18 protein-coding genes, 1 rRNA gene and 1 pseudogene are annotated in these 15,610 nt (G+C 62.7%); 7 read left to right on the top strand and 13 right to left on the bottom strand.

Going from position 1 to position 15,610, the window contains the following annotated elements; all coding sequences use genetic code 11:
- On the top strand, positions 1 to 559 hold a 559-nt coding region (locus ACXIUA_RS08285; RefSeq protein ID WP_457976546.1), incomplete at its 5' end, for a DUF2020 domain-containing protein.
- 4 nt (positions 560 to 563) lie between these two features.
- Here the strand turns inward: ACXIUA_RS08285 and ACXIUA_RS08280 are convergent.
- Together ACXIUA_RS08280 and ACXIUA_RS08275 are read right to left on the bottom strand one after the other, a co-directional pair.
- Complete coding sequence (locus tag ACXIUA_RS08280) at positions 564 to 716, bottom strand: hypothetical protein (RefSeq protein WP_168156155.1); 153 nt, start codon at positions 714 to 716, stop codon at positions 564 to 566.
- Positions 717 to 719: 3 nt separating this feature from the next.
- The gene (locus ACXIUA_RS08275) at positions 720 to 1,511 is read right to left on the bottom strand and encodes a class E sortase (protein WP_256008282.1); all 792 of its coding nucleotides are present in this window, start codon (positions 1,509 to 1,511) and stop codon (positions 720 to 722) included.
- A 16-nt stretch (positions 1,512 to 1,527) separates the two neighbouring features.
- Here ACXIUA_RS08275 and yidC point away from each other — a divergent pair, with 16 nt between their 5' ends.
- Positions 1,528 to 2,634, top strand: coding sequence for a membrane protein insertase YidC (gene yidC, locus ACXIUA_RS08270; RefSeq protein ID WP_070479703.1), 1,107 nt, complete (start codon positions 1,528 to 1,530; stop codon positions 2,632 to 2,634).
- Here yidC and ACXIUA_RS08265 read toward each other — a convergent pair.
- The 4 genes from ACXIUA_RS08265 to ACXIUA_RS08250 all read right to left on the bottom strand — a co-directional run bounded on the left by ACXIUA_RS08265 (position 2,597) and on the right by ACXIUA_RS08250 (position 4,898).
- A complete protein-coding gene (locus ACXIUA_RS08265) occupies positions 2,597 to 3,229 on the bottom strand; it encodes a TetR/AcrR family transcriptional regulator (protein WP_070361741.1) in 633 nt (210 codons plus the stop codon). The two genes, yidC and ACXIUA_RS08265, sit on opposite strands and share 38 nt — an antisense overlap.
- Positions 3,230 to 3,369: 140 nt before the next feature.
- Positions 3,370 to 3,639, bottom strand: a complete 270-nt coding sequence (locus ACXIUA_RS08260; protein ID WP_070361740.1) for a GlsB/YeaQ/YmgE family stress response membrane protein — start codon at positions 3,637 to 3,639, stop codon at positions 3,370 to 3,372.
- Between the two features lie 142 nt (positions 3,640 to 3,781).
- The gene (locus ACXIUA_RS08255; RefSeq protein ID WP_070361739.1) at positions 3,782 to 4,675 is read right to left on the bottom strand and encodes a universal stress protein; all 894 of its coding nucleotides are present in this window, start codon (positions 4,673 to 4,675) and stop codon (positions 3,782 to 3,784) included.
- A gap of 76 nt (positions 4,676 to 4,751) precedes the next feature.
- Positions 4,752 to 4,898 carry a hypothetical protein gene (locus tag ACXIUA_RS08250; RefSeq protein WP_168156154.1) on the bottom strand — a complete coding sequence of 49 codons (147 nt, stop codon included), beginning with the start codon at positions 4,896 to 4,898 and terminating at the stop codon, positions 4,752 to 4,754.
- 22 nt (positions 4,899 to 4,920) lie between these two features.
- Here ACXIUA_RS08250 and ACXIUA_RS08245 point away from each other — a divergent pair, with 22 nt between their 5' ends.
- Entirely contained in the window at positions 4,921 to 5,898 is a 978-nt protein-coding gene (locus ACXIUA_RS08245) for a pseudouridine synthase (RefSeq protein WP_070479705.1), read from the top strand.
- A gap of 458 nt (positions 5,899 to 6,356) precedes the next feature.
- Here the strand turns inward: ACXIUA_RS08245 and rrf are convergent.
- The 4 genes and pseudogenes from rrf to msrA form a co-directional block, all read right to left on the bottom strand.
- Positions 6,357 to 6,475, bottom strand: a 5S ribosomal RNA gene (gene rrf, locus ACXIUA_RS08240).
- Positions 6,476 to 6,745: 270 nt separating this feature from the next.
- Positions 6,746 to 7,309 (bottom strand): annotated as a pseudogene (locus ACXIUA_RS08235) (DUF5926 family protein); the annotation flags it as partial.
- A 20-nt stretch (positions 7,310 to 7,329) separates the two neighbouring features.
- Positions 7,330 to 8,058, bottom strand: coding sequence for a glycerophosphodiester phosphodiesterase family protein (locus ACXIUA_RS08230; RefSeq protein ID WP_457976545.1), 729 nt, complete (start codon positions 8,056 to 8,058; stop codon positions 7,330 to 7,332).
- A complete protein-coding gene (msrA, locus tag ACXIUA_RS08225; protein ID WP_457976544.1) occupies positions 8,058 to 8,699 on the bottom strand; it encodes a peptide-methionine (S)-S-oxide reductase MsrA in 642 nt (213 codons plus the stop codon). The genes ACXIUA_RS08230 and msrA overlap by 1 nt, the downstream gene beginning before the upstream one ends.
- Before the next feature lie 84 nt (positions 8,700 to 8,783).
- Between msrA and ACXIUA_RS08220 the strand changes: the two genes are divergently transcribed.
- The gene (locus tag ACXIUA_RS08220; RefSeq protein WP_070361750.1) at positions 8,784 to 9,386 is read left to right on the top strand and encodes a superoxide dismutase; all 603 of its coding nucleotides are present in this window, start codon (positions 8,784 to 8,786) and stop codon (positions 9,384 to 9,386) included.
- A gap of 520 nt (positions 9,387 to 9,906) precedes the next feature.
- A complete protein-coding gene (locus ACXIUA_RS08215) occupies positions 9,907 to 11,082 on the top strand; it encodes an MFS transporter (protein ID WP_457976543.1) in 1,176 nt (391 codons plus the stop codon).
- A 25-nt stretch (positions 11,083 to 11,107) separates the two neighbouring features.
- On the opposite strand, the gene ACXIUA_RS08210 is transcribed toward ACXIUA_RS08215, so the two are convergent.
- Positions 11,108 to 12,586: a TM0106 family RecB-like putative nuclease gene (locus tag ACXIUA_RS08210; RefSeq protein WP_457976542.1), complete on the bottom strand. Its 1,479-nt coding sequence runs from the start codon at positions 12,584 to 12,586 to the stop codon at positions 11,108 to 11,110.
- Positions 12,587 to 12,672: 86 nt separating this feature from the next.
- Here ACXIUA_RS08210 and ACXIUA_RS08205 point away from each other — a divergent pair, with 86 nt between their 5' ends.
- Positions 12,673 to 13,302 carry a DUF6474 family protein gene (locus ACXIUA_RS08205; RefSeq protein ID WP_070361747.1) on the top strand — a complete coding sequence of 210 codons (630 nt, stop codon included), beginning with the start codon at positions 12,673 to 12,675 and terminating at the stop codon, positions 13,300 to 13,302.
- Between the two features lie 93 nt (positions 13,303 to 13,395).
- The gene (locus ACXIUA_RS08200) at positions 13,396 to 13,716 is read left to right on the top strand and encodes a histone-like nucleoid-structuring protein Lsr2 (protein WP_070361746.1); all 321 of its coding nucleotides are present in this window, start codon (positions 13,396 to 13,398) and stop codon (positions 13,714 to 13,716) included.
- Here ACXIUA_RS08200 and ACXIUA_RS08195 read toward each other — a convergent pair.
- On the bottom strand, positions 13,713 to 14,351 hold the full coding sequence (locus ACXIUA_RS08195) for a LuxR C-terminal-related transcriptional regulator (protein ID WP_070361745.1): 639 nt from the start codon (positions 14,349 to 14,351) through the stop codon (positions 13,713 to 13,715). The genes ACXIUA_RS08200 and ACXIUA_RS08195 overlap by 4 nt on opposite strands.
- Positions 14,348 to 15,610 (bottom strand): sensor histidine kinase (locus ACXIUA_RS08190; RefSeq protein WP_256000742.1); only part of this gene is annotated, 1,263 nt, incomplete at its 5' end. The genes ACXIUA_RS08195 and ACXIUA_RS08190, both read right to left, overlap by 4 nt.

The following is a 15,610-nucleotide window of genomic DNA, read 5'->3' as shown; positions in this document are numbered from 1 at the left end:
GCGTTTGACACTACCCACCCTCGCAGCAGTCATGGCATTCGGCGTCCTCGCCGGGTGCGTCGCCCCCGACCCGGATCCGGCGCCCGCAGACGAAGGGGGCGTCGAGAAGCAACAAGCTGCTCTGCCTCTCGACGCCCTGCCCGCCACCGACCGCAACGCGTGGCAGCCCTGCCCATACCTCGACACCGACTGGGTCGCCGACGCCAACGGCCAGCGCGTCACTGGCGTAGGTATCGACGCCCGCTTCGACCCCCCAGCCTGCCAGTTCTGGTCCTACCCGCCCGAGCCGCAGCTGACCGTCATCGTGCGGCACATGGACAGCCCCGAGGACGCCATGGCCGTAGTCGACTGGGCCACACCCATCGACTACACCGAGCCAGCCAACCAGCCAGCCGGGTGGAACGGCGGACGCCACGGCGGCGGGGCCGTACCCAACCGGATCGGCGCCGCCTACTCCGTGGCCAAGGGCAACACGGCCGTGACCGTGTTCACCAACCAGGACGAGTCCATCAAGGCGCAGCTCGTCGCCGAGGAGACCATCAAGAACCTGCAGCTCTAGGGCGTTACACTGCAACGTCGTTGTAGGGCATCTGTGCCGACACCCACGGAAACACCACTTCCATCAGCAGGAAGAACACGGCCACCGCGATCACGATCGCGAGCAGCCACTTCACCGGCGTAGGCCCCGGCAGCATCCGCCAAAGTGCTCCATACATTGTCTATTTCACCTCCGACATCGCCTGCGGCAGCGTTTGCTCGCCCGGTGTTTTCGCCAGCACCTCAGTCTGCACGGCGTGGATGATCATGCGCTCCGCGTTCGAAAACTGCGGGTGGCACGTGGTCAGCGTGATCATGCCCAGCATGTCCGGGCGCACCTCGATAGAGGGCTGCTCCGGGATCGGGTTGATCACGTTCACGTCCCCCGGCAGCGTAATGTGCCTGCCCACCACGTTGCGGTACTCGCCCGTCGCGATCGGCTCGTTGATCTCGGCTGGCACGCAGCCCGCCGCCACGTCCCGGCGTTCCTGCGGATCCAGGCCCATCGGCAGCACACGGTACGTCACCCAGGAATCCTGTGTCTCCACCACGATGGCGTCGCAGCTGTTCAGCGCCCCAAGGTCATTGAACGGCGCGCCCTTGCCCACGCGGTGCCCCGCCACCGCGAAGTTGCCCGGCTCGCCCGGCATCTGCGTGTCCGGGTAGCGGCCCGGACCCACCAACAACTCATTCTCGTCGGTGCCCTCGATGATGGCGAACTGGTAGTCCGACCCGAACGCAGGGATGTACATGCGCGCGAATGCGTCGCCAAGCTGTGGCGTGCGCAGCTGGCGCGGGTTCTTCCACTGCTCCGACAACGTGTCCTGCGCTTCGTTCTGCATCTTGCCGGAAGCGATATTCGTCCAATAGGACTCGTAAAAGGCGAACAGCAACAACAACGCCCCGATGGTCAGCAGCACCTCGCCGAACACCTGGGAGGCGCGCACCTTGCGTCTGGGTTGTTGGTAAACCATGGCCTAACATTAGCGAATGATGGAAATCCTCGTCTATCCCGTATCCGCCGTGCTGCAGTTCTGGCACTGGCTCCTCGCCGACGTCCTCGGCGCCCCCGTCTCAGGTGCCTGGATCGCATCCATCATCCTGCTGGTCATCACAGTGCGCGGCGCCATCGCACCGTTTTCCTGGAAGACGTACAAGGTAGGCCGCACCAGCTACATGATGCGGCCACACATGAAAGCCATCGCGGACCGCTACGGCAGCTCCACCGCACTCGAGGACATCGAGGCGGAACGCGAAGCCATCAAGAAACTCCGCAGCGAGCACGGCTACAACCCGCTCGCCGGCTGCGTTCCCGCCATGATCCAGCTGCCGTTCTTCTTCGGCCTCTACCGCTTGCTGTACTGGCTCGCCGTCCCCGACGTCGGCGACGCCCACCGGATCGGCCTGCTCACCCCAGACGAGATCGAAAGCTTCCGCAACACCACGCTTTTCGACGTCCCCCTCCCCGCCTACGTCTCCATGACACCCGAGCAGTTTGCCTCCCTCGGCACCACGGTCGACGCCGTTCGCGGCCTGGCCATCCCGATGCTCATCGCCGCCATCTGCTTCACCAGCATCAACCTGCTGCTCTCCCAGATCCGCAACCGCACCACCCTCGAGTGGGAAAACGCGTTCACCCGCGGCAGCTACCGGTTCCTGTACTGGATGATCCCCTTCATTGCGCTGTCCCTGACCACGGCGGGCCTGCTCGGCCTCGTACCGATCGCGCTACTGCTGTACTGGGTAGTCAACAACTTCTGGACCGCCTCACAGACCGTTCTGCTCTGGGCGTTGCTTGTAAAGCGTTTCCCCTCCGAAGAGATTCACCGCAACCATGTACGCGAGGCGCGCGAAGCGTACGTCGAAAAGAAGCGGGAGAAGCGCGAGCGCAAACGGGCCTGGCGCCGCAAGAAGGCTGGCGCGCTCGTGCGACCGACGACCATCCCAGCGGTTCGCCGCGACATCCGCGCAGAAAAATCCGCCCTAGCCGAGGCCAAGCGCGACGAGAAGCGCGCCAAAAAGGCCATCGAAAAAGAGCGGTCGAAAGTGCAGCGGGAGGCTAAATCGAATAGTCAGCAGGAGGAGTCCCAAGCGTAGCTTTCGCCAACGAACGAGCGGTTTCCAGCGGCGCGGTATCGCGCACGAAGCGGGCTCCCGCCAGTCCGCCGTCGAGGAAGATCAAAAGCTCATTTGTCTGCGAGGCCGAGTTGTAGCCGTTCTTCACGCTGAGCAGGTGCGTAATCGTGTCGTACATCCACTGGCGGTGCTTCTTACACGCCGCAACGATGCGCTCCTCCGACTCCGTGTCCGGGCGCGGATACTCGTTCGCCGCGTTCAGGAACGGCGAGCCACGGAATTCCCGGTCCGGCTCCTCCTCAATCGCCATGTCGAAGAACGCCAGCACCTTCCCATCCGCGTCGTAGACGTGCTCGGTACGCTCCGCCCAACGCTGCCGGTACTCCTCGTCCAGCCGCTCAATGTACGCGATGACCAGGTTGTCTTTCGACCCAAGCAGAGAGTACAACGACGCCTTCGCGACGTCCGCCTCCCTCAAAATACGGTCAATACCGATGACGCGGATGCCTTCTTCTTGGAAGAGTTTCGTGGCGGCGTCCAGCAGCCGCTGCCGGGGGCTGGGACGATTCCGCCTCCTGGAAGCACTCTTTGCCTTGCTGGTTGTACCGCTGCTCACGCGACTGCTCCTCCAAAATCTCTAGTAGACAAACCAGTACGTTCACCATACCGCGTACCGTAGTTTCTGAAAAGAAAAATACCGGCCGGGGGTGTGTCCCTCCGGCCGGTACATACATCACGCGCTTTTCGCGCTACTGGCTATTGGCGTTGTTTGCCTTTCACAAAGTTGACAATGGTCAGCAGGATCACCGCACCAAGGATGCAGGTGAAGAAGCTAAACCAGAGTCCGCCATTGTCGACGTCCACTCCGAACTTCGCCAGCAACCAGCCGCCAATCAGGCCACCGATAATGCCGACAATAATATTCAGGCCGATGCCCATATCGGCGTCCTTGCCCTTAATCTTCGAAGCGATCCAGCCCGCAAGTCCACCGATAATAATCCAGCCGAAAAAGCCAAGTCCCAGCATGTGCACGTCTCCTTCTATAACGATCGTTTAATGTCTACTGACCATGGTGCCTCCCATTCGGGCATAATGCCACTACGATTCGGACACCAACGGGTAACGATCTGGAAACGGCACCGCTGGGACTTGGTTGCGTTCCGCGAGATTAGTCGTTCGGACGAACAACCATCATCGGGCACGGCGCGGACTGCAGCAGCGCACGCGACGTCGAGCCGAGCAGCATGCCCTTGAACCCGCCACGACCGTGGGAACCGGTGACCAGGAGCTGTGCGCCTTCAGCGGCCTCGGTCAGTGCGCGGACTGGACGGTCACGCGTAATCACCTTGCGGATCTGCACATCTGGGTACTTCGCGGCGGAGTCCTCCAGGTAGCCATTGAGGATCTCGTCCTTCTCCTCCTGCACAGCCTTCCAGTGCTCGTCCGTGACAGAGAACCCAGCGCCCGGCCCTTGCACCTGCGTATCGATCCACGTGTGCACCGCAATCAACTCCGCACCGCGAGCGTGCGCCTCCTCAAAGGCGACCTCCGTTGCGTGGCGGGAAACCTCAGAGCCATCAACGCCGACTACGACAGGGCCGTACTTATTCTCTTCCGTCACGTTGTTGTCCTCGCGGACCACCACAACCGGGCAGCTTGCGTGGGAGACAACCGCACCAGACACAGAGCCGAGGACCATCCCGGAAAGCCCGCCAAGGCCACGCGACCCCATCACGATCATGGTCGCGGTACGCGACATCTCAAGCAACATGTCAATCGGGGAGCCCTCAGCGATTGCGTGCCCAATCTTGATATCTGGGGCGACCTCAAGCGCGATGTCACGCGCCTCCTCGACCTTCTGGATGGTTTCCTTCTGCAGATCATCGAACAGCTCCTTCGGCGGAACCATCCCTTCCGCGTACAGGAACTGCGGCATGGTGTAGCTTGCAGCCAGCTGCAGCGCGATGCCGCGCTTCGCGGCGGTGTTCGCCGCCCAGCGGACCGCGTTGTGGGAAGCCGGGCTTCCGTCCACAGCTACGACGACCATTTCTTCATTCGACATGTGTTTCGCCCTTTCTCAAGAAGGTAGGCAGTTTCTACCCCCATTGTAGACAAAACCCACATCGATATCGTGGCCCTTATTTGGGAATTTCCACGGGCTTCGCGCCCTCAGAGTTCGCAGGGAAGAACGTCTCATAGAGTGCTCGCAGCACGTCCGCGATCACCTTCCCGATACCTTCATTGAAGAACGCCAGTACTGGTTGCAACATCGCTCCAAGATCCATAGCGACTAATCTAGCAAAGGATATGAGTAGAAAACGAAGGAAGTCGCCCCCGCCACTGCCTCCGCGCGATGGCCTCGGCGCGTCACGAGTCCGCGTCCCCGACGCCCCCATTACCGCCGGCGACTTCCTCACCGAAGTCATCAAGGGGCAGCGCCACCGCCACCCCGATGACGACGCCGCAGCCGTCCTCCAGCGCTTCGCTGTCGGCGAAGTCGTCCTGCGCGACGGCACCCCGCTCTCTCCCAACGATATCTTGCAGCCAGGCACAGACGTCTTCTTTTATCGACGCCCCGCCCCCGAAACTCCCGTACCGTTTACTCACACCGTGGTGTTCGAAGACGATAACGTCCTCGTCGTCAACAAACCGCCGTTCTTGGCGACGATGCCACGCGCCGCCCACATCACGGAGACCCTCACCGTCCGCCTTCGCCGCGAGACCGGCAACGAGGAGCTCACACCGGCGCATCGCCTCGACCGCATGACGAGTGGATTGTTGCTACTGACGAAGCGCCGTGAAGTCCGCGGGGCGTACCAGGACATGTTCGCCCGCCGAGAAGTCCGCCGCCTGTATTCCGCGGTTGCTCCTTATGATCCTTCGCTACCTGCCGGACCTTGGCGGCATCACATCGTCAAAGAACACGGCGAAGTTGCTTCCAAGATTGTCCGCGGCGCGGAACCCAATTCAGAAACGATGTTCCTTGGCGCGTCCCGTTTGCCGTCAGAAGAGGAAACAGTGCTACAAGAACGCTACGGAGTGGAAGGACCGCTCGGGCGCTATCTCCTCGAACCGATCAGTGGACGCACGCACCAACTGAGAATCCAGATGTTGGACGCCGGGGTGCCCATCATCGGCGACTCTATCTACCCCGTCCCACATCCTTTTGGGGAGGACGACTTCACCAAACCAATGCTGTTGGAATGCATTTCCGTTGCCTTCACCGACCCGCTCTCCAGCAAGGCCGTCCACTTCACGACCGACCCATCGGTGCCCTGGCCATAAACCCTCTCGGAGTACCAATAGTGTGTCTCCAACGGTAGCCGAGGCAGCTGTGCACCACATTCCGGGTCTTCGAGACTGTGCGGTGGCGTTTCCCCAGCTCACGCCCCCTGCGCAAGGAAATTTGGTGTCGAGCAACCCGTACTACCCATACACGCAATGACAAACCACGCACCCCTGTACAACCTGGGTGTGTACCACAAACAACCAACAGAACTGCGTCCCTGTGTCACCACCCCTGGGATCCCACAAACCACATTCCCGCAAGCCGTACACACCTACTGGTAAAACACAACGACACTGGCACTAAGGGCAAAGCAAGAATCTGGTGCGCACACCCCCACACCCGAGCCACACCACACCCCCACGCACGTGGTGCACACCCCCACCAAAACAAAAAAGTGTGGTGAGTATGTGCCACAACAACACACACTCACCACACACAAGAAAATGAAGTTATAGGCCGGCGGTAACCTACTCTCCCACACCCTCCCAGGTGCAGTACCATCAGCGCGGGCGGGCTTAGCTAACCGGGTTCGGAAAGGGACCGGGCGTTTCCCCGCCGCCATCAACCACCGACACGACCAAAAATCGTGCCAACACAATACTGTTGATAACAACGACAATATTCAAATAATCAGCACAGGCATGTTATGCCAGACACTGCACAGTGGACGCAAACACTCAACTCTTCTTCGCGGAAGAACACTCAAAACTTTTGACCATAAACAATACCAACACGTGTGTGCTTTGTTTTAGTCTCGGTGTAAATTAGTACCAGTCACCTTACACACCTCACAGTGCTACCAGATCCGGCCTATCAACCCCATCATCTCTAGGGAACCTCCGGCGCGTCCGACTTGACCTCGACGGACGGGATGACGGCGTCGTTCGCGGCCGCCATCGCCTGCTGGATCTGCGGCGGAACCTGGGCATCCTCCGGGAACCACCAGGAGAAGTCGTCGTAGGAGGTGACGTCCAAGGCGGCGTCAACCGGGAAGATGTCCTTCAGGGTCGGCTGCTGGCCGTCGGCCGCGGTGGACTGGAGCTGCTCGCCCTCCTTGGCACTCAGCACCCAGTTCAGGGCGTACGCAAGATCGCGGCCCGGGTTTTGGGAGTGCGCCGCAACCTGCAGCGCGACCAGGCGCTCGCCGCCCTCGCGCACCATCGCCGCAACGGCGCCTGGCAGCACGGTCACCAGCTGCACCGGGGTTTCCTTCACGGTCACCTGCGCGGTTGCGGACGGCACGAACTCCTGCAGCGCCACCAATTCGGCCTCAGCGGCCAGGCCCTCGTACGGGCGCGGGTCCTTCTGCAGCGCCTCGCGCTCAGCGGCGCGGGCAGCGAGTTTCGCCTGGCGGCGGCTCATTCCCTCTGGGAGATTCTCTTGCTTTCTACGGTTCTTTTTAGCCATAGACACACATCGTACAGGCGCTACAGCAGCCCCGCGTACGTCTGCAGCGCCAGCTGCGGGTGGTCCGTCGCAATCGCAGCGATGCCGTGTTCGGCACACCACCGCATATCCTTCGGGTCGTTGACCGTCCACACGTACGTCGGGCACCCATGCTTCCCGATCAGCTCCGGGCGCCGCTGCACATGCGCTAACCCCGGCCCAATCCCGTACGGGCTCGACAGCATCACACTCTTCGGGTTCCACTTCGCCTCACGCACCCTAAACAGGTAATACGTGAGCAAATCGGGCGCCATCCGCGTGAAATACCGCACCGCCTTATGCGAGAAAGAAATGATTGTGACCTGCTCCGAATCCAGCATGCCCGCGTACGCCAGCGCCCGAAATGTCGCCTCGTCCACCTCGGGGCCGTAGCGCGTCGGGTGCTTCGTCTCAATATAGAGGTGCTTGTCCGGGTAGTCCTGCAGCAGCTCGAGCAGCTCCTCGAGCAGCATCACCTGCTGCGGGCACTCGTCGGTACCGCAGTTCAGCTCGCGCAGGTCGCAGAAGTCCATCGTGGATACGCGCCCCATCCCGTTCGTCGTGCGGTCCACCAGGCCGTCATGAAACACCACCAGTCGCCCGTCGCGCGTCAACCGCACGTCGCACTCCACGCCGTGAATCGGCAGCTTCAGGCCCGCCTCGAACGCCAGGTGCGTCGACTCCGGATACATCGCTGAAAAGCCACGATGCGCCACAATCTTCGGCAACATTAGATTCCACACTCCACGCCGGTCGAGTGGTGCGGGCAGTACCCGTTCGGCACCTTGTGCAGGTACTGCTGGTGCTCATCCTCCGCCAAGTAATAATCGACGCCCCATCGCACCTCAGTCGTAATCGGGGCATAGCCGACGTCGATAAGCTGCTCACCGTAGTGCGCAACCCACCCCTTGATGTCCTGCGCCTCGTGCTCCGTGTCGGTGAAGAACGCCGAGCGGTACTGCGTACCCACATCATTGCCCTGGCGGAACCCCTGCGTCGGGTCGTGCGCCTCGAGCGCGGCGCGCACCAACTCCTTCAGCGAGACTCGCTCCGGGTCATAGACCACCTCCACCAGCTCGACGTGGTTCGTCTGCCCACTGCACACCTCGCGGTACGTCGGATTCGGCGTCGAACCCCCGCCATAACCAACCGACGTCGACTCCACCCCCTCCATCTGCCAAAACATCTTCTCAGCGCCCCAAAAACACCCAATGCCCACCAGCAAGCGGCGCTGGCCCTCGCGCCACGGGCCAGTAATCGGCGTCCCCAGCACAGCATGCGGACGCGGGTGCGCCAACACCGGCTCATCACGACCCGGCAACGTGCGATCTTCAGGAACCAGCTTCGGCTCCGGTGCAAACAAGAAACCCATAAAAATTAGCGTACGCCATTGCGGGAATGTGATTCTTGTCTATTATGGGGCACGTCACCAACCCCCAAACGAAAGGAACTGACAATGGCTGTTTACGAACTTCCAGAGCTCCCATACGCATACGACGCACTCGAGCCACACATCTCGGCCGAGATTATGGAGCTGCACCACGACAAGCACCACGCAAACTACGTCGCTGGCGCAAACGCCGCACTCGAGGCCCTCGAGGCAGAGCGCAACGGCGACGCCAACCCGGACAAGCTGCGTGCACTGTCCAAGAACCTGGCATTTAACCTGGGTGGCCACACCAACCACTCCATCTTCTGGAAGAACATGGCACCGAACGCAGGTGGCGCACCAACCGGCGCAATCGCCGAGGCAATCGACCGCGACTTCGGTTCCTTCGAGAAGTTCCAGGCACACTTCTCCGGTGTTGCAACCAGCCTGCACGGCTCCGGCTGGGCAGTCCTGGGTTACGACCACATCGCCGGCCGCCTCATCATTGAGCAGCTCACCGACCAGCAGGGCAACATCTCCGTTGACTTCACCCCACTGCTGATGCTCGACATGTGGGAGCACGCGTTCTACCTGCAGTACAAGAACGTCAAGGGCGATTACGTCAAGGCTTGGTGGAACGTTGTCAACTGGGACGACGTCAACGAGCGCTTCGCAGCGGCTTCCAAGTAAGTCGGTATAGACAACGCCATGTAATTCTGTTAGATTAAAGGCGCTCTCGCGAGGAGCGCTTTACATGGCCACCCGCCGTGTTTCATACAGGGGTATGAAACACGGCGGGTTTTATCTGTATTCACGACGAGTCCGTTGAAGGAACCAGGACCCACTAGGAATATTAGGGTAGGCTAACCTGTCACGCAAGAGGGGGTAGGGGACGGGGTTAACCGGGCCTGTTCCCTGTTTCGGCGGTTCTGCGTTCCGGTCGACCTGCTCCGGTCGACCAATGCAGGTCACGGCGTTTTCGGTCATTTTGGTACGTTTTTGTCGATTCTGCGCTGACCAGGGTTGGTCGACCGAAAGAGGTCGACGGGAGCGGTTTTCGGGTGGCCGTCTCACGACCTGCGCACCACATTCCACCACGCACACAAACCGACCTGGGCTTTTACAAATCCGTCCACCAAAACCAGGAATGTGGTGCATGCATCCTGAACGCTCCTTGAGGTCCCCGCCACAAAGTGCCAGGATATGGAGCATGAAGAAAGGGAGCCCGGAGTATCGTCGCGCAACGATTGCGATGCTGCTCGCCGGGCTCGGAATCTTTAACGCCCTCTACGCCACCCAGGCGCTACTCCCCACCCTGGCGGAGGCGTTCGACGCTTCCCCGTCCACCACGGCGCTGACGGTGTCGGCGGCGACGGGCGGGTTGGCGCTGTGTGTGGTGCCGGCGTCGATACTTTCGGAGAAGTATGGGCGCGGGCGCGTGCTGATCGTGTCAGCGCTGGTGGCAACGGGCATTGGCCTGTTGTTGCCGCTGGCACAGTCGATGGAACAGCTGGTGCTGCTGCGAGCCCTGCAAGGCATCGCGATTGCAGGCACCCCGGCCGTTGCGATGACCTGGCTCTCCGAGGAGCTCGACGCCAAGGACCTGCCCGGCGCGATGGGCTTGTACATCGCCGGCAACACGATCGGCGGGCTGACGGGCAGGTTGATCCCGACGGGGCTGCTGGCGGTCACGTCGTGGCGGTGGGCGCTCGCAGCCAGTAGCGTGACGGCATTTGCACTGGCGATTGCAACGGCGATCCTGCTTCCTGCGCAGCGGAACTTCACGCCGAAGGCGAAGCTGCGACCGGGCAATGAGTTCCGCGCGATGGTTCGGCACGCGAGGAACCCGCGGATTCTCGCGCTGTGCGCGACGGCGTTCATCGGGATGGGCGTGTTCGTCTCCCTGTACAACTACCTGGGGTTCCGCGCGATTGACTACTTTGGCCTGCCGCCGTCGCTGGTGGGGCTGGCGTTTTTGCTGTACCTGTCGGGGACGTGGTCGGCGTCGCGTGCGGGTGCGCTGGTGAGCAAGTACGGTCGCGGGCACGTGGTGATTGGCGGGGCGTCGCTGATGGTTGCGGGGCTGGTACTGGCAGCGATACCGAACCTGGTGGCGCTGCTGGCCGGTCTGCTGGTGTTTACGGCGAGCTTCTTCGCGATGCACTCGACGGCCTCTGCGTGGGTGGGCATCATCGCGGAGCGTGACCGGGCGGAGGCGTCCAGCATGTACGTGTTCTGGTACTACATGGGGTCGTCGATGGTGGGGGCGGCGTCGGGCTGGGTGTACGAGCTGCTGCCGTGGGCCGGGTTCACGATGGTGCTGGCCTGCCTCGTTGTGGTGCTGGTGCTGATTACCGCGGCAGTGGCCCGCAACACCAGGCGTTAAAACACCAGACGCTAAACCCCCAAAGCTAGAGCAAAGGGATCCCGGGGGCGTCGGCGTCGAGAAACTCGCGGACGGCACGGGTGGCCCGGCAGTCGTCTTCGTTGTACTGCAGTAGGGTGTGCTTTGCCTCCTCGTCGCCCCGGATGGCGGCGAAGCGGCGGTCGATGGAGGCTTCGCCGTCCATGTCGTCGTCCTCCCAGTGGAAGCCGACGATGGGCCCGAGCACCTTCAGCCCCAGCCCGTCGGTACCGACGAGGTGCTTGCGCACCGCCGCGAACACGTCGACCCACTCGTCGGAGGCGATGAACTCCTGGACTTCCTTGGCGTCGATGCTGGCGAAGCGCTGCGCGGACATGCGCAGCCAGTGGTTTTCGCCGGCGGCGGCGTAGCAGTAGGCGGCGAAGGTCTTGCCTTCCGCGTGGGCTTGGGCACGCTGGTCGAGGAGCCAGCGCCAGAACGCACCGAAGTTGGCTTCCTCCGCGTCGCCGCCGACTTCCTCCCACGTCACGAACGGCCGGTAGCGCTCGCCGTCGAAGGTGCCCCACAGGTAGGCGCCTTGGTCCATGTAGGACTCCATGTCGATGTCGATCTCGACGTCGGCGCGGCGAATATCGATCGGCCCCGGTCTCCTGAGCAGGGGGATCCCGGCGCGCCAGGCTTCGGCGATGCGGGAAGGCTCGCCGAGCTGGGCGTCGATAAGCTGTTGGACCGTCGTGATGCCCTGGGCGCGGAAGCGGTCGCCCTTGCCGCCGGGTAGCACCAGCGAAATGTCGTCGCGCGCCTCGAGCTCAGGCAGGCACAGCGGCCAGAACCTGCAGGTGGCGCATTGTTTGTAGCGGGTTGGGTGCTCGGGCGTGGGCTCGGCGAGCGCGAGCAGCAGCGGCGCGACATACTTTTCGACGTCCACTCCGTACGCCAGCGACCTATCTTGCCCAATGACGCCGCCGCGGCCCGCGGAGCGCTCCCCGAGCAGGAGGTGCGCCATGGCTAGCCGGTAGCCGTCGACGGTGTGGTGGCGGTACTTGCCCGCTACCCGCAGTGGTGCCCCCAGCCCGAGGCGCCCAACCGGCACGGCCTGCAGCGTCGAGGTCGGGTGTGTGCGCGCGACTCTGTGGTTCGAGATGATCACTGGCACGTACCCGTCGGCGGTGCGCACCAGGATGTCGACGTCCACCTCGACCGCCACCCCGGCGATGTCCCCATGGAGCGTCGCCCGCGTGATCAGGTGGGTGCCGCGGCGCATCAAGTCAAAGACGCCCTCGGTGGTGGCGTCCGCGGCGTCGGCGCGGGTGAAGAGGCGGCGCCGGCCGTCGCCAAGCGCTGGCTTGGTAGGCAGCTGGGCGAGTACCGCTTCCTGCACCGCGATGCGCTGCGGCATGTGCGCCTCGGCCTCCTCGCGCGACGGATAGTCCGGGAACTGGCACCTCCGGCGGAACCGGAAGCGGCACCCCACAAGATCCGACGGCCGCATGCGTGTGCCATCCTGCTGCTTCGACGTACTCACAATGGGCAATACTCTACTAGGCGCAGTGGAGAAACAGGTAAGGTTGGTGTCCAAACGAACGCTGAAGCGTAAAGGAGTTAACTCGCATGGGACTGTTCAAATCCATCCGGAAAGCACGCACGAAGGCCAAGGCTGAGATTAAGGCCGCGCAGGCGCACGCCCGCAAGCTTGCCAAGGAGGAGGCGAAGCAGGACTTCCGCACCGCAAAGCTGCTGGACAAGGCCGAGAAGCGCCTGCTGAAGGCAGAGAAGCAGGGCCTGAAGCAGAAGCGCAAGCACGAGGAGCGGCTGGCGAAGGCGCATCTGCAGCGCATTGAGGAGTCCGGCATTACGAAGAAGAAGGCCAAGCAGTGGCTCGGCGCGACCCGTCTGCTCCTGCCGGTGCTGTTGCCGCTGTTCTACAAGGGCTGGACGTCCTACCAGCAGAAGCAGGTACAACAGCGCGCGCAGAGCGTCGGCCTGTCCTCCCAGGAGGTCTCGCGCTTTTCTGAGCGCGGCGGGCAGCTGAAGTCGCGCGTCGACGCCCTCGAGGGCCAGGTCAAGACCGCCGAGCTGCCGAAGGGCTTCGCCACCGACGCGAAGGTCCGCCTCGCGGAGCTGCAGACCGCGGTGGAAAACGCCGAGCACATGAACCCGGTACAGCAGCGCCTGGCACACAACTCTATTGATGAAGACCTGCAGAAACTGTCCGCGGAAGTGCAGAAGAAACTTAATTAGTATTATTGGCCAAAGTATTTGCTAGACTTCCTCCAAACGCGAACACTACTCCCAAGTATCGTTCTTGGGAGTACCGGAGAAAGGACAGCCTTCATGGCCCGGCAAAATATCACCCAGTTTTTCGACGACCTGGACCACACGCCCCTGCACGAGGCGGATGTTCGCGTGATCCGCTTCGGGTTACAGGGGAAGAATTACGTGCTGGACCTCAAGCCGGAGAACGCAGAGCGCTTCCTGGCGCAGCTCAAGCCGTACGTCGAAGCAGCCAGGGAGGCGTGCGACGCGACCGATCGGGCCCTTGACCCCGCCGAGATCCGCCGTTGGGCGCAGACCGAAGGCCTGCCCATTGCCAACCGCGGCAAGATCCCCCTCGGCATCGTGGAAGCATTCCACGAAGCCCACCCCTACTACTAGAGCACGCCCTGCTCGCGCGCCGACGCCACGGCGGAAGTACGGGAACGCACACCCAACTTGTCGTAAATGTGCACGAGGTGGGACTTCACGGTCGCCTCAGAAAGCATGAGCTCCGTGCCAATCTCCCTATTCGACGACCCCGCCGCCACCAACTGCAGCACCTCCAGCTCACGCGGCGTGAGCGAGGAGCGCGGAGTGCGGTCGCGCGTCTCGAGGCGCTCGCGCACCACCGGGGACATGGTGGCGTCGCCACGCGCGGTGGAGCGCACCGCGGCGACGAGCTCCTCCGGCGGGGCGTCCTTCAGCAGGTAGCCGACGGCTCCGGCCTCGATCGCGCCGAGGATGTCGGCGTCGGTGTCGTAGTTGGTCACCATGAGCACCTTCGGCGGGTTCGTCATCGAGGCGATGATCTGCGCCGTTGCCTGCGCGCCCGTGGTCACGCGGGTGCCCTCGACGCCCGCGCCGAAGCGGAGGTCCATCAAAATCACGTCGATGCCGCCGGCCTGCGCCATCGCGATCGCGCCCTCAGCTGTGGCAACTTCACCGACGACCATAATGTCTTCGGCCTCCTCGAGCACGGCCCGAAGCCCCAGCCGGACGATCTCATGGTCATCAGCCAGCAACACACGAATCATGAAGTTTTCCTCTCCACCTGGTCAGTCTTTTGTTTGATACTACTCGGTACCGCCACAGAAAGCGCTGTCGGCCCGCCGGGCTGGGACTCAATTGCCAGCTCACCGCCCAATTCCTCGGCCCGAGAACGCATGGCATCGAGGCCCAAATGGCCTAACCCTGAGGGCTTTTTGGCCTGGCTCGCTACGTCGAAGCCCTTGCCGTTGTCCACCACATCAAGGCGGACCTCGTCATCCCCAAACGTCAGCGTGATGCGCATGCGGCTCGCCTCGGAGTGCTTCACCGCGTTCGACACCGCGCCCTGCGTAATACGCAGCAGGCCGGCCTCGATGCGCATCGGCAGCTGCTGCGGCTCACCGTCGACCTCCACCTCGATGTCCATGTCGCCCGTCGTACCGAAGTCCGCCGCGATGCGCCGCAGTGCCTCCTCCAGCGACGTCGTGCTCAGCGGCGCCGGCGTCAGCGCCGCAATAATCGCGCGGGTCTCCGCCAAGTTTCTCGACGCCGCCCTGCGTGCCGTCTCCATCCTCTTCAACGGCGCCGCCAGCTCCTCCTCCGAAAGGTCCGTGGCCAACAGGTCGCGCTCCGCGGCGTGCAGCAGCATCTGGATCGAGGACAGGTTCTGCGCCACCGTGTCGTGAATCTCGTGCGCGAGCCGCTCCCGCTCCTGCGCCACACCGGCTGCGCGCTCCGTAGTTGCTAGCTGCTCGCGTGTCTCCAGTAACTCGTTGATGAGCTCGGCGCGCTCGTCGCTCACCTTCGTAATCGTGGTGAAGGCATAGTTGATCGCCAGGACCACCACCGCCGACAGCGCCGGCCCCAACACGCTGCCCAGCGTGAGATGATCCGGCAGCTGTACCAGCACCGTGATCACAAGCCCAGCAGCAACCCCGGCAATACCTCGCCAGTCGTTGAACGCGCGCATGTAGACGAAGAACAGCGTGAACACCCAGTACATCGCAACCACTGAGATCGTCGTGTCCAGCATCCACACCCCGGTCAACCCCACGAGCCACAGCACGCGGCCCGGGGTTGCCCAGTAGTGCATCTCTGTCATCCCGTAGAACAGGAGGAAGGAAAACGTCGTCACCAGAGTGATGTGCAGCAGCGCCTCATCCAGCGACATCCGCGCCAGCGCCGCCAGCGACACCAACACCAGCGACACCGACAACACCGTGATACCGATATCCAAGGAGCGGTTTACCGGCACCTCAGTGGTTTCGCCGGGACCCGGCGACAACACAGCTAATCTGGAACCCAT

It is taken from the genome of Corynebacterium sp. UMB8791 (assembly GCF_054166365.1).
This window is presented reverse-complemented; position numbering and strand designations above follow the sequence as displayed.